Annotated in this window: 11 protein-coding genes; 6 read left to right on the top strand and 5 right to left on the bottom strand. The window is 54.9% G+C overall.

The genetic code is table 11. From position 1 onward, the window contains the following. Positions 1-33: 33 nt before the first annotated feature. Both EYY67_RS04920 and idnO read right to left on the bottom strand, forming a co-directional pair. Entirely contained in the window at positions 34-789 is a 756-nt protein-coding gene (locus EYY67_RS04920; protein ID WP_131692969.1) for an SDR family oxidoreductase, read from the bottom strand. Positions 790-800: 11 nt separating this feature from the next. Continuing rightward, positions 801-1,565 (bottom strand): gluconate 5-dehydrogenase, encoded by a 765-nt coding sequence (idnO, locus tag EYY67_RS04915; protein WP_095922796.1) that lies wholly within the window; start codon positions 1,563-1,565, stop codon positions 801-803. A gap of 205 nt (positions 1,566-1,770) precedes the next feature. Between idnO and EYY67_RS04910 the strand changes: the two genes are divergently transcribed. Both EYY67_RS04910 and EYY67_RS04905 read left to right on the top strand, forming a co-directional pair. Then, positions 1,771-2,754: a LacI family DNA-binding transcriptional regulator gene (locus EYY67_RS04910; protein ID WP_095922797.1), complete on the top strand. Its 984-nt coding sequence runs from the start codon at positions 1,771-1,773 to the stop codon at positions 2,752-2,754. Between the two features lie 175 nt (positions 2,755-2,929). Then, entirely contained in the window at positions 2,930-4,282 is a 1,353-nt protein-coding gene (locus EYY67_RS04905) for an MFS transporter (protein WP_095922798.1), read from the top strand. A 51-nt stretch (positions 4,283-4,333) separates the two neighbouring features. On the opposite strand, the gene EYY67_RS04900 is transcribed toward EYY67_RS04905, so the two are convergent. Continuing rightward, positions 4,334-5,533: a Bcr/CflA family multidrug efflux MFS transporter gene (locus EYY67_RS04900; RefSeq protein ID WP_095922799.1), complete on the bottom strand. Its 1,200-nt coding sequence runs from the start codon at positions 5,531-5,533 to the stop codon at positions 4,334-4,336. Positions 5,534-5,559: 26 nt separating this feature from the next. Next, positions 5,560-6,267, bottom strand: coding sequence for a 16S rRNA pseudouridine(516) synthase RsuA (gene rsuA / locus EYY67_RS04895; protein ID WP_095922800.1), 708 nt, complete (start codon positions 6,265-6,267; stop codon positions 5,560-5,562). A gap of 332 nt (positions 6,268-6,599) precedes the next feature. Between rsuA and radD the strand changes: the two genes are divergently transcribed. Then, entirely contained in the window at positions 6,600-8,363 is a 1,764-nt protein-coding gene (radD, locus tag EYY67_RS04890; RefSeq protein WP_119822552.1) for a DNA repair helicase RadD, read from the top strand. Between the two features lie 136 nt (positions 8,364-8,499). Beyond that, positions 8,500-8,790, top strand: coding sequence for a 50S ribosomal protein L25 (gene rplY, locus EYY67_RS04885; RefSeq protein WP_095922802.1), 291 nt, complete (start codon positions 8,500-8,502; stop codon positions 8,788-8,790). A 227-nt stretch (positions 8,791-9,017) separates the two neighbouring features. On the opposite strand, the gene yejK is transcribed toward rplY, so the two are convergent. Beyond that, positions 9,018-10,022 (bottom strand): nucleoid-associated protein YejK, encoded by a 1,005-nt coding sequence (yejK, locus tag EYY67_RS04880; protein WP_119822553.1) that lies wholly within the window; start codon positions 10,020-10,022, stop codon positions 9,018-9,020. A 232-nt stretch (positions 10,023-10,254) separates the two neighbouring features. On the opposite strand from yejK, the gene EYY67_RS04875 reads away from it, so the two are divergent. Together EYY67_RS04875 and yejM are read left to right on the top strand one after the other, a co-directional pair. Further along, entirely contained in the window at positions 10,255-10,482 is a 228-nt protein-coding gene (locus EYY67_RS04875; RefSeq protein WP_015696497.1) for a YejL family protein, read from the top strand. Positions 10,483-10,506: 24 nt separating this feature from the next. Continuing rightward, complete coding sequence (gene yejM / locus EYY67_RS04870; RefSeq protein ID WP_095922804.1) at positions 10,507-12,288, top strand: LPS biosynthesis-modulating metalloenzyme YejM; 1,782 nt, start codon at positions 10,507-10,509, stop codon at positions 12,286-12,288. Positions 12,289-12,291 lie beyond the last annotated feature (3 nt).

Below are 12,291 nucleotides of genomic sequence, written 5' to 3'. Positions count from 1 at the left end.
TAACGGGCCGTTTTTTTATGCCTGAAACTCAGCTTAACCGCGCCCGACCAGCGGCATGGCGCTCGCCATCACCGTCATGGTCAGCACGTTGGTATCGAGCGGCAAACCGGCCATAAACGCCACCGCCTCACCGACGCGCTCCACCGGGATCACCGGTTCCTCAGCGATATGTCCGTCCGCCTGCATTCTGCCTGCCAGCGCTTTATTGCCCATGTCCGTCGCGGCGTTGCCGACATCTATCTGTCCGCAGGCAATGTTAAACGCCCGGCCATCCAGCGCGGTGGATTTGGTCAGACCGGTGATGGCATGTTTGCTGGCCGTGTAAGGCGCGGAATTCGGACGCGGCGACTGCGCCGAAATCGACCCGTTGTTGATGATACGGCCGCCCTGTGGCGATTGCTGTTTCATCAGTTTTACCGCCGCTTGTGTACATAAAAACGCGCCGGTGAGATTGGTATTGATCACCGACAGCCAGTCTTCCACCGGCAGTTCTTCGATTGGCACATCTTTCACGTTATTACCGGCGTTATTGAACAGCACATCCAGCCGCCCGAAGGTTTCCTGAATATCCTGAAACAGCGCGGCCACCGATGGCGGACTGGTGACATCCAGCTGACGCGCCACCGCCTGCCCCGGCGTAAACAACGCCACCGCCTGATCCAGCTTTTCTTTGTTGCGTCCGGCCAGGATCACAATAAAGCCGATCGCTTCCAGCGCTTTGGCGGCGCTCAGGCCGATGCCGCTCCCGCCGCCGGTTACCAGTGCAATTTTGGTGTCTTCAGTACTCATTATGTTTCCTTTTAAACCGCCGCCAGCATGCCGCCATCAATAAAGAGTAAATGACCATTCACGAAATCTGATGCCTTAGAGGACAGATAAACTGCACCACCCACCAGCTCTTCCGGATTGCCCCAGCGTGCAGCCGGCGTGCGTTTGCACAGCCATTCGGAGAACTCTTTGTTATCCACCAGCGCCTGCGTCATGTCGGTTTTGAAATAGCCCGGCGCGATGCCGTTCACCTGAATATTGTAGCGCGCCAGTTCGACGCACATGCCGCGGGTCAGCATTTTCACCGCGCCCTTTGAGGCGGCATACGGCGTGATGGTGTCGCGGCCCAGTTCGCTTTGCATCGAACCGATATTGATGATTTTGCCGCGCTCACGCTGGATCATGTAACGCGCCACCGCCTGCGACACCAGGAATACGGATTTCTGGTTTACGGCGATCACGTCGTCCCAGTCTTTTTCCGGAAACTCGGTGAATTTATGGCGGCGCTGAATACCGGCGTTATTCACCAGCACATCAATCGGTCCTATGGTGCTTTCAATATGGTCAATCGCCTGATTCACCGCCTGACTGGAGGTGACATCAAAGGAGACCGCATGGGCAATAAAGCCTTCCGCACGCAGGGCTTCCGCCGCTTTTTGCGTCGATTCAGGTTGCGTGCCGTTGACGATAATCTCCGCGCCATGCTGCGCCAGCCCTTTCGCCAGCAGGAAACCCAGACCGCGCGTCGAGCCGGTAACCAGAATCTTTTTATTATCCAGTGAGAAGAGATTTGTCATGACGTTGGCCTTATTGAATGCTGATTTAAAAAGTTAGCTTCACTACACCGGTTTACCCAGCGCTAAACTGTGATGCAGATCACCTCGCGGGATGTTAAAAAACCCTGTTACTCCCGCTGTGATCCTCATCATTTTGATAACAATCTTCGGCGCTTTCTGTTTCAATAATCAGGTATATTTGCCGCCCCAACCAGGAACATTCCGCATGAGAAACCAGCGCGTGACACTACAGGACATCGCCCAACTGGCGGATGTCACGAAGATGACGGTGAGCCGTTTTCTGCGCACGCCGGAAAAGGTGTCTCCTGAAACCCGTGAGCGCATCACGAAGGTCATGGAAGAAGTGGGTTATCCGCTGGAAGAAGCCCGCGGACCGGCCAAAGCGCCGCGTATCGGCATATTAGTCCCCTCGTTCAATAACCAGATTTTCTCCGATTTGCTGGCAGGCATTGAATCGGTCACTTCCGCGCAGGGCTTTCAGACGCTGGTGGTCAATTATGATTACAGCAAAGAGCGCGAAGAAGAACACATCATCAACCTGCTCGGTTATCAGCTGGCGGGGCTGATCCTCACCGACTCCGTGCATACGCTGAAAGCCGATAAGTACCTGAATGCGAGTGAGATCCCGGTGGCGCAGGTGATGGATCTGGATGACCCGCACGGGCGTATCGCGGTGGGATTTGATAATCAGCAGGCCGGTTACGACATGGCCAATACCCTGCTCGCCAGCGGCAAAGAGCATGTGGTGTATTTCGGATCGATGTCAGATGCCCGCGACCAGAAACGCTATCAGGGCTACAGCCGCGCGATGTCTGAACGCGGACTGACGCCGGTGCATATCACGCCCAATAAAGTGTCATCGGTGTCTATCGGCGCAGGCATGTTATCTATGGCGCGCCAGCTCTATCCGCAGACCAATGCCATTTTGTGTACCAACGACGATATTGCGGTAGGCGTGTTACAGGAATGTATCAAACTGGGCATCCGCGTACCGCAGGACATGGCGATTTCCGGCTTCCACGGGCTGGATATCGGGCTGGCGACGACCCCATTATTAGCCAGTGTGATTACGCCACGCTTTGAAATGGGCAAGGTCGTGGCTGAGATATTGCTCAAAAAAATCAGAAACCTGCCGACCATTGAACGGGTGGATTTGCACTACCGCATCTCCCTCGGCGGCACGATTTAATCCTCTTTTCTTACTGAATTTCCCTCTTCCATCCTGCACGCCAACTCCGGTGCAGGATCACGTATGTAGTAACACCTTTTCTTAACATAATTCAACGTGACTCCTGTCACGAAATACTTTCCTCAAAATGCTTTTATTAAGCCATCGCCGATTACAAGCACACAGAGGAAAGAACATGGATAATAAGATTCCTAAGGCTCGCTGGCTTCGTGTAATAACACCTATTCTTATCGCCTGTATTATTTCCTTCATGGACAGGGTCAATATTAGTTTCGCCATGCCAGGCGGAATGGATGCTGAATTAGGGATCACCGCGTCAATGGCCGGTCTGGCCGCCGGTATTTTCTTTATCGGTTATTTATTCCTGCAGGTTCCCGGCGGCAGTCTGGCCGTGCACGGCAGCGGACGTAAATTCATCGCCTGCTCGCTGATTGCCTGGGCGGTGATCTCTATCCTGACCGGCTTTATCACCAATCAGTATCAGCTTCTGTTCCTGCGCTTCGCGCTCGGCGTGGCAGAAGGCGGGATGTTGCCGGTGGTGCTGACCATGGTCAGCAACTGGTTCCCGGATAAAGAACGTGGCCGCGCCAATGCTTATGTACTGATGTTCGCGCCACTTGGCGGAATGATCACCGCACCGCTGTCGGGCCTGATCCTGGATACGCTCGACTGGCGCTGGTTGTTCATCATCGAAGGGACGTTATCTTTCGTGGTGATGCTGTTCTGGTGGTTCACCATCAGCGACCGTCCTGAAGAAGCCAAATGGCTGTCAGACCGTGAACGCGACTATCTGGTGACTGAGCTGAACCGCGAACGTGAGGCCCTGCGGGCACTGGCGCCGGTGAATAACGCGCCGCTGAAAGAGGTGTTCCGCAACAAGTCCATCGTCAAACTGATCATCATTAACTTTTTCTATCAGACCGGGATTTACGGCTATACGTTGTGGTTGCCCACCATCCTGAAAAACCTGACCGGCGGCGACATGAGTTCGGTGGGTATGCTGGCGATTATTCCTTACGTCGGCACCATGCTGGGGATCCTGGCGATGTCGGTACTGTCGGATAAAACCGGTAAGCGCCGTATGTTCATCGCCCTGCCGCTGTGTGGCTTCGCCGCCTGTCTGGCCGCGTCTGTGGCATTCGGTCATAACATCATGGCGGCCTACGGTTTCCTGGTCGGTGCCGGTTTCTTCCTGCAAGCCGCGACCAGTGCCTTCTGGACCATTCCGGGCAAAGTCACCACGCCGGAAGTCGCGGGGAGCGCACGCGGTGTGATTAACGGTCTGGGGAATCTTGGCGGGTTCTGCGGACCCTATCTGGTCGGCGTGCTGGTCAGTCTGTACGGCCAGAGCACCGCGATTTATGCGCTGGTAGCCTCATTGCTGATTGCTGCGGCGGTCACCACCCTGCTGCCAAAAGAGTGCGACATGGCGCTGGTGCCGGGTGCGAAAGCCAAAGCCATGGCGGATGAATACGCCCGTGCCAAAGCCGCGCGCAGGGTTCAGGGAGTGAAAGCAGAAGTGGTTTAATGACCCAAAACGGTGCTGGTTTAGCTCCTCCCCCTGCGAAGGGGGAGGAAGTTATGCAGATACTGCTTTCGCCGGACGGCTGGCGTAGAGATACAGCAAGGTGGCGGCCAGGACACAGAACGCCATGGAGCCGACCATCGGCCAGGCGCTTTTGGCGGTAAACAGCGACAACACAGAGCCAATCGCCGCACCGGTGCCGAAGCGAATCGTCCCCGCCAGTGACGCCGCCGTACCGGCCATATGCGGGAAGTCATCCATGATCACCGCCATCGCGTTGGACGTCACCATCGCAATCACGCCGACATACCCCGCCACGCCAATCACCATCGCCCAGAATGGCAGCCCGAAAGTGCAGACGATCACCAGCCACATGCCCATCGTCAGCTGCACAAACAGCCCGAAACGGAACATTTTCACCGCGCCGGTCCGGCGCACATTGCGGCTGTTGATCAGCGTCAGAATGACCAGTGCAACGATATTCAGCGCAAAGTAAAAACCGAAATTCTGCGGCGATACACCGTTCAGTTCGATATAAACAAACGGACCGGCGCTGAGGAAGGAGAACATCCCGGCAAACGAGAAACCACTCGCCAGCATATAACTCAGCACACGTTTATGCCGAAACAGGGAAGCAAAGTTGCCGACGCTGGTGCGCAGATGGAATTTTTGCCGCCGCTCTTTGGGCAGCGTTTCCTTGATGTACACGCCCACCAGCGTCGCGGCGATCAGCGCGGCGATAGCCATTGCCCAGAAAATCGCGTGCCAGCTGAAAATCGCCATCAGCAAACCGCCGAGCATCGGCGCCAGCAACGGCGCAACTGTCATCACCAGCACCACGAAAGACATCATTCGTGAGAATTCATCTTTGGTGAACATATCGCGCATCAGCGCATTGATGACCACACTCGCCGCGGCCGCCGCCAGACCGTGCAGGAAACGCATCCAGACCAGTTGCTCGACCGACTGAGCCAGCGCACAGGCACCGGCCGCGACGGCAAAGATCAGCACGCCCCAGAAGATAACCGGCTTACGCCCAAGGCTGTCCGCCATCGGCCCGTAAAACAGCTGCCCTATCGCAAACCCCAGCACGTAAGCGCTGAGGGTCATTTGCACGCTGCCCGCCGGAACGCCATATTCCTGCGCAATCACGGGCATACTTGGCAGATACATATCGATAGCCAGAGGCATCAGCATCGATATCAATCCCAGGATGAAAATCAGTCCGATGTGGGAGACCGGTTTTTCTTGCACTTTCAGCTGCTCCAGTTAATAAAAAACTATCGCGAGGGAACGCCAACGCTGGCCACTTCCTGCTCAGTTAAAGGCCGGTACTGACCCGGTTCCAAATCTTCATCCATCACAATCTCACCGATACGTTCACGGTGCAGCGCGATCACGCGGTTACCGACCGCAGCAAACATGCGTTTTACCTGATGATAACGGCCTTCGCTGAGGGTCAGACGCACCAGACAGTCCTCGATTTTCTCGAGTTGTGCCGGTTTGGTCAGGGAATCTTCGTTATGCAGCTGAACGCCCGCTTCAAACTGCGCGGCGGTATCGTCAGCCAGCGGATGTTCCAGCGTCACCAGATAGGTTTTTTCGCAGTGATGGCGCGGGGAGGTAATGCGGTGCGACCATTGTCCGTCATCGGTCATCAGCACCAGCCCCGTGGTGTCGATGTCCAGACGCCCTGCCGCATGCAGCTTGTAAGCCACCGGCTCTTCGAGGAAATACAGCACGGTCGGATGATCAGGATCATCGGTGGAACACACATAACCCTGCGGTTTGTTAAGCATGAAATAACGCGGGCCGGTGATTTGATCCAGCACATTGCCATCAAATTCGACGCGTTGTTCAGGGCTGATTTTCATCGCGCCGGTTTTGACGATTTCACCGTCGACGGTGACACGTTTATTGCGCAGTTCACGCAACACAAGCGCGCGGCTTACACCTAATTGCTGAGAGAGAAATTTGTCCAGACGCATTGGATCGACTTGCCTTCATGGCGATCTGAGTGATCGCGTTACTGATAAAACACAAGACCCCGCCGCTGCGCTCAGGCAACTGACAGGGTTCAGGGTTGTTCGTTTCGTAATAATTGCAACGAGTTATTATTACTTCGGGGGGGCAGACACGCTGCCGCATTGAGGTGACCAGTATAGCCGCGCATCCGGTAAGGAAGAAGGAAAATAAGCAGGCTAAACATTCACGGCGGGTGATTTTTTTGCTCATCGCCATCCGGTGGATTTCTTGGCATACTTCATTACTGTTTTTATAAACAGGGTTGTTAACCGGAAAATCAACAGGTGATCATCGCGTGACTGCTTTTACCCTCCGCCCCTACCAGCAAGATGCCGTGGATGCCACGCTGCGTCACTTCCGCCAGCACGATGAACCGGCGGTGATTGTGCTCCCCACCGGTGCCGGAAAAAGTCTGGTGATTGCCGAACTGGCCAGGGTGGCGCGCGGGCGTGTGCTGGTGCTCGCGCACGTTAAAGAACTGGTGGCGCAAAATCACAGTAAATATCTGTCCTACGGGCTGGAAGCGGACATCTTCGCCGCCGGGCTGAACCTGAAACAAAGCAGCGGCAAAGTGGTGTTCGGCAGCGTGCAGTCCGTCGCGCCGAACCTTGACCAATTCAGCGGCGAGTTTTCCCTGCTGATTATCGATGAATGCCACCGGATTTCTGACGATGACAACAGCCAGTATCAGCAGATCATCGGCCATCTTAAAGCGCAAAACCCCCGTCTGCGTCTGCTCGGCCTGACCGCCACGCCTTATCGTCTGGGCAAAGGCTGGATTTATCAGTATCACCATCAGGGCATCGTACGCGGCGATGCGAACAGCCTGTTCCGCGACTGCATCTATGAACTGCCGCTGCGCTACATGATTAAAAATGGCTTTCTGGTGCCGCCTGAGCGGCTCGATATGCCGGTGGTCAGTTACGATTTCAGCCGCTTACAGGCCAACAGTAACGGCCTGTTCAGCGAAGCAGATCTGAATGACGAACTGCGTCAGCAAAAGCGCATCACGCCACACATCATCAGCCAGATCGTCGAGTTCGCGCAGGATCGCAAAGGCGTGATGATTTTTGCCTCGACGGTAGAACATGCCGGAGAGATTTACGGATTGCTGCCGGAAGGCGAAGCGGCGCTGATCAGCGCACAGACCCATGCGGTTGACCGTGACCGGCTGATCAATGCTTTCAAAGCCCGGCAGTTGCGCTATCTGGTGAATGTGTCGGTACTGACCACCGGTTTCGATGCACCGCATGTGGACTTGATCGCTATTTTGCGCCCTACCGAATCGGTCAGCCTTTATCAGCAAATTGTCGGACGCGGGCTGCGGCTGGCACCCGGCAAAACCGACTGCCTGATCCTCGATTACGCTGGCAATCCGCACGACCTGTTTACGCCGGAAGTCGGCAGCCATAAACCGGCGGGTGATAACAAACCGGTACAGGTCTTCTGCCCGGCCTGCGGTTTTGCCAATATTTTCTGGGGAAAAACCACCGAAGACGGCACCATTATTGAGCATTTTGGCCGCCGCTGTCAGGGCGTGCTGGAAGATGACGAAGGCAACCGCGAGCAGTGTGATTTTCGCTTCCGCTTTAAAAGCTGTCCGCATTGCGGCGCGGAAAACGACATCGCCGCACGGCGTTGCCATCAGTGTCAGGAAATTCTGGTCGATCCGGATGACATGCTGAAAGCGGCGCTGCGTCTGAAAGATGCGCTGGTCCTGCGCTGCGGCGGCATGAATCTGGAAAATGGCCGCGACGACAAAGGCGAATGGCTGAAAATTACCTATTACGATGAAGACGGTGCCGACGTTTCCGAACGCTTCCGCCTGCAAACACCGGCCCAGCGCATGGCGTTTTTGCATAACTTCCTGCGTCCCCACCAGCGCGCGCCGGGCGTACCGCTGGAATGGAACACCGCTGCGGATATCGTCGCGCAGCAGGTTTTATTACGTCATCCGGATTTTGTGGTGGCGCGCATGAAAGGCCAGTTCTGGCAGGTGCGGGAAAAAATGTTTGATTATGAAGGCCGCTACCGGCGCGCCAATGAGTTGCGCGGGTAACCGACAATAGGACTTTTAGTCCGGGTGGTTATCCGGTATCATACCGCCCGCTTTCGCCTTGTGTGGAAGTTGCAGTACTCAACTCGTCACTCGGTCGCAGGTGGCGGGGCAAACTTTCTTATATAGAGAAACATACATGTTCACTATCAATGTAGAAGTACGTCCACAGGACGAGCAGGGCAAAGGTGCGAGCCGCCGCCTGCGTACAGAAAACAAATTCCCGGCTATCGTTTACGGTGGCTCAGCTGCTCCGGTTTCTATCAAACTGGACCATGATTCTGTTAAGAACATGGAAGTTAAAGCGGAGTTCTACTCTGAAGCTATTACTCTGGTTATCGACGGTAAAGAAACCAAAGTTAAAGTTCAGGCTGTACAGCGTCACCCGTTCAAGCCAAAACTGGCTCACATCGACTTCGTTCGCGTTTAATCGCTGACCAAGTTGTTGCGCATCGGGACGCCGTGCGAGAACAAATAAAAAACACCGCCCAGGCGGTGTTTTTTATTGGGCGCTATTCAGGTTTGCTCCTCCCCCTGCGAAGGGGGAGGCGGGAGGGGGTTTTAAGGGCTAACACCCTTTGCTAAAGCACACTTCAACATCTTGATTTTGCTTTTAATACCCCACCCCAACCCTCCCCTTCGCAGGGGAGGGAGCGATTATTTATTGCCCGCTTTGCGCTGCAACTGATCCCGCAAATTCGGTGGCGTGCCTTTGATGGTCAGGGTATCCGTGGCCGGATCCCAGAAGATGCGTTCGCCCATCAGCATGGCGTCAAAGTTAATGCTCAGCCCGCCGCCGCTGCCCGCGAATTTGGTGAGCTGACGTAAGGTGCTGCGATCCGCCGGGAAAGTCTCTTCCAGCTGATAACCTTGTTCCTGCGTAAACTCTTTGAATTTCTTGTCATTCCACGGCGGCAGTTCTTCGGACAAATCATCCAGTGCGATTTCTTCGCCCGCCTGTAACTGCTCGTTGCAGTAGGTATAAACCTGCTGACGGTAATTCTGACGCTCATTTTTATCGAGCTGCGCTTCGGTACAGAAATCGTCAACCGCCTGCAACAGGCCGCGGTTTTGCGCCTTGGTGTCCAGACCTTCGGATGCCCCGAGGAAATCCATAAAGAAGTCAGAGACTTTGCGCCCTACCCGGCCTTTCAGGAAAGTCAGGTAACGGGTGGATTCCGGGTTGGTTTCCCATTCGGTCAGATCAATACGCGCCACGATATCCGCATGATTGATATCGAGATAATGAATGCTGCTGACATCCAGCTGTTCATTGACGCGCATGCTGCTGCGGCTGTTGAGCACGGCGACCAGCAAATATTCCACCGCCAGGAAGCGGTAATGACAGAACAACACCACGCCGCCTTCGGCAAACGGGTATTTCGCCAGTTCGTCACGCAAACGCCCCGTGGCGGCGCGGCTGAATGACAGGAAATCGTCGTCCCCTTTGCGGCAACTGCGTAACGCCACAGCCAGTTCGCTGTCTTCATTGAACAAACCGTAGGCTTTGCTTTTGGCACTGTAAACGCGGTGCAACTCCGCCATCATTTCATCAACGGCCGCATTTGGCGTCAGCAGCGTATCGCGCAGCACAACATCCAGCGTTTGCTCGTCACGTTTGTTCAACTGGTGCAGAGCGATCTGCTCAATATCCAGACTCATGGGGGACTCTCTCCTGTAAGAATTGCAGCCGTTTAAGAAGGGCGTGCCTGCGGGGCGTATTCAAACACCGAAGTTCTAAAGCCGCAACCGCTCATGCCTTAGAAAGAAGAATTTAATCGCGCAGCCCGCGCATCAGCAAGACGAAGTAGGAAGGGGGTTATAAAAATGCGGAAAGTGAGTCTGTGATACGCTAAGATATTGGACTTTGTCAGATCAAGAAGCACAATACTCTATGGCACAATCATCCCGTTACAGTGACGAACACGTTGAACAACTCCTTTCCGAGCTGGCAACCGTTCTGGAAAAACACCGCGCCCCGACAGACCTGTCTTTGATGGTTCTGGGCAATATGGTGACAAACCTTATTAATACCAGCGTCGCTCCTGCACAGCGCAAAGCCTTGTCTCAGTCTTTTGCGAAGGCGTTGCAAGCGTCGATAAGAGAAGATAAAGCCCATTAATCCATTACTTGCCCAAAACCTCTCATGGTGACGAATCGTCAGCGCTATCGCGAAAAAGTATCCCAGATGATCAGCTGGGGCCACTGGTTCGCCCTGTTTAATATCCTGCTCATTCTGGGGATCGGCAGCCGCTACCTGTTTGTTTCTGACTGGCCTTCTTCATTGCAGGGGCGTATTTACGCACTGGTCAGCTGGCTTGGGCATTTCAGCTTTATCGGTTTTGCTGCCTATCTGCTGATTATTTTCCCGCTCACTTTTGTGGTGATGTCGCAGCGCCTGCTGCGGTTCCTGTCTGCCATTCTGGCGACCGCCGGGCTGACGCTGATCCTGGTCGATACCGAAGTCTTTACCCGTTTCCATCTGCACATTAATCCTGTGGTCTGGGAACTGGTGGTGAATCCCGGCCGGGGCGAGATGGCGCGTGACTGGCAGCTGATGTTTATTGCTGTGCCGGTGATTTTCCTGCTCGAAATGTTGTTCGGCACCTGGGCGTGGCAGAAGCTGCGCAGCCTGAACCGCCGTAATTTTGCCAAACCGATTGTGGTGCTGTTTATTGCCAGCTTCTTTGCGTCGCACCTGATGTACATCTGGGCGGATGCCAACTTCTATCGTCCGATCACCATGCAGCGCGCCAATCTGCCGCTGTCGTATCCGATGACAGCGCGTAAGTTCCTCGAAAAACACGGTCTGCTGAATGCCGAGGAATATCAGAAACGCCTGATCGAACAGGGCAATCCGGAAGCGCTGGCAGTGGAATATCCGCTGAACAGCATCAGTTTTGCGAAAACAGGTTCCAAATATAACTTGCTGATGGTGGTGCTGGACGGCGTTCATACCGCCACGCTCGATAACGACATGCCGGTGCTGAGCGACTTCGCCCGACACAACATCCGTTTTGATCAGCATTTCAGTTCCGGTAACCGTAACGATACCGGCCAGTTTGGCCTGTTCTACGGGATTTCACCGAGCTATATGCAGGGCATTCTGGCGGCACGTAAGCCTTCTGCGCTGGTGACCTCGCTGGAGCAGCAAGGCTATGAATTTGGCCTGTTTGCTTCCGACGGCTTTAACAGCCCGCTGTACCGTCAGGCATTGCTGACTGACTTTACCCTGCCGCCGCCGGTGAAACAGACCGACGCGCAGACGGTGTATCAGTGGCAGCAATGGCTGAATGTGCGCGGTAACGGCCCGTGGTTCTCGTATGTGAACCTGAACGGTATCAGCGCGGCATTACGTCAGAATGGCGACAGCGTACCGGTCGGCAAACCCTTTATCCGTCGTTATCAGTCGGGTGCGCAGACGGTCGATGAACAGATCAAGGCGATTCTGCAGGCACTGAAAGATCGCGGCGAACTGGATAAAACCGTGGTGGTGATCACCGCGTCTCACGGCATCGAATTCAACGAAAACGGGACCTGGGGTTCCGGCAATGCCATGAACCGCCAGCAGTTGCAGGTTCCGCTGATCATCCACTGGCCGGGGACACCGGCGCAAAGTATCGATAAGCTGACCGACCATGCCGATGTGATGACCACGCTGATGCAGCGCCTGTTGCACGTGACCACCGCGCCTGCCGATTACTCTCAGGGTGAGGATTTATTTGCAGCCAAACGTCGTCACAACTGGGTAACCACCAGTGATGACGGAACGCTGGTGATCACCACGCCAGATCAGACGCTGGAACTCGAGACGGACGGTGATTTCCGCGCGTTCGATGCGCACGGCAAGCGGATTAAAGATCAGAAACCGGAGCTTGGCCTGCTGTTGCAGGTACTGACCGATGAAAAACGCTTCCTGGCAAACTGACGT

Origin of the sequence: Rahnella victoriana (genome assembly GCF_004330295.1) — a bacterium.
In the GTDB taxonomy this organism is placed as follows: domain Bacteria; phylum Pseudomonadota; class Gammaproteobacteria; order Enterobacterales; family Enterobacteriaceae; genus Rahnella; species Rahnella victoriana.
This window is presented reverse-complemented; position numbering and strand designations above follow the sequence as displayed.